At 42.1% G+C, this 1,582-nt stretch carries 1 protein-coding gene; it reads right to left on the reverse strand.

Features of this window, described 5'->3' with window-relative positions; all coding sequences use genetic code 11:
• Nucleotides 1-452: 452 nt before the first annotated feature.
• The gene (locus tag AC0J2X_RS19715) at nucleotides 453-1,502 is read right to left on the reverse strand and encodes an IS110 family RNA-guided transposase (RefSeq protein WP_061485967.1); all 1,050 of its coding nucleotides are present in this window, start codon (nucleotides 1,500-1,502) and stop codon (nucleotides 453-455) included.
• Nucleotides 1,503-1,582 lie beyond the last annotated feature (80 nt).

A 1,582-nucleotide genomic window follows, 5' to 3' on the forward strand; every position in this document is an offset into this window, starting at 1 on the left:
ATAACACATATGAGCCTCCGGGCTGTCAATGAAAAAAGATAGTCCTTTGACCACTATTTCAAGATCAATACCGTTGCCTTTTTAGAACTCGTTTACTTCGTTTGTCATGGCTGATGTTAGGCAAATCGCCTACGTCAAACACATATAGAGGCTCTTGTTGTTGCTCTTTTCAATTCCTTTTGACTGGCAACGGCACTAGACATTCATCGGTTAACCTTCCTCTGTCCTATTCAAAGCTAAGTGGCTGCATTGACCAGTTAGTATCAGGTTCAGTGAAGGTGTAAGCAAATTCATAAAAAGGTAGTGATGCGCAACAGTGACATGTCTAATCAAACCAACAGGTTCTGGCATGCAGGTATATTTATCGATGCTGCTTTTGCGGAGTACTGCGCGATAAAAAAGATACTCACCATTAAACCAGTTAGACGTTTAAGCTCATGCCACCGTGCGACTTACCCGTTTAAAAAGCGTTCTTCATCGAATACCTGCTGATTCTTCAACATAAAATAAGTACACCGCCCGATTTTGTGAGCGAGTGCAGATAAAGCCTTCGCCTTGCTCATTCTCTTTTGAAGCTTTGCTAAATACCGTTTGGCGTTGTCATTACCTTTAAGGTACAACACCGCTGCTTCACTAAATGCCCATTTCAAATGTGCATTGCCAATCTTATTCCCCTGCGTACCGTGTGTTTTACCGGCCGACTCAGCTTTGCATTTTACTAACCGTGAATACGAGGCAAACTTTTGAACTGATGAAAACCGCTTAATATCACCAACTTCATACAAAATGGTGAGGGCTAGAATTTTCCCAATACCTGGAAACGACTTGAGAATATGTAAATCTGTAGCGCAGTGTGTCTGTGCCTGAGTCTTTACATAATGTTCAATCTTGTAGAGCTCACTCACCATGGTTTCGATAATGTTTAGGTTTAAATCCATGCTCTTCTGCACTGCTTCGTCTGGAAAAAAGTGGCGCATCTTTTCTCTATCAGGAGAGTTTCTTAGATCTAACCGCGTTTCTAATACGGGTAAGTTGTATTGACTGACTGTGCTGGCAACATGCGCTTTCAGCTGGGCACTCATTCGCATTATGTGCGTGCGCCGACGCAGCGCATCACGAATTGAGCGATGCTCCTTTGAATAAGCATGCGCGAGAGGGAAATTCCCTCCCCGCATTAGCTTCGCTATCTTTAGCGCGTCTATTTTATCGTTTTTCGTTTTACCGGCATGTATCGCTTTCATGTAAAGCGCGTGGCCAAGAATAAAATCAATATTGTGCTCTTCACAAAAGTCAGACACCCAATACCAACAGTGCATACATTCCACACCAACAACGATATTGCCTAGATATGGTTTTAGAAGCGCTAACAGTTTATCGGGTGAATCATCGATTTTTTCGTGAACGAGAATGTTGTTTTCATTATCAATGATGCAGACATAGAGCAGTCTTGTGTGAAGATCGATTCCACAATAGTACGGATGTGTATTAGTATAAAAGTTCATTGAGTTTTCTCCCTTGGTTTGGTCGCCTATTAGGATAAACTCTGTTTATGCTGATAGGGAGGAGGCTCAATGATTATCAA

The organism is Alteromonas sp. R7 (genome assembly GCF_055755235.1).

Bases quoted from the DNA above. Each gene is read 5' to 3' on its own strand.
- AC0J2X_RS19715 (WP_061485967.1), bottom strand. From the start codon at position 1,502: ATGAACTTTTATACTAATACACATCCGTACTATTGTGGAATCGATCTT.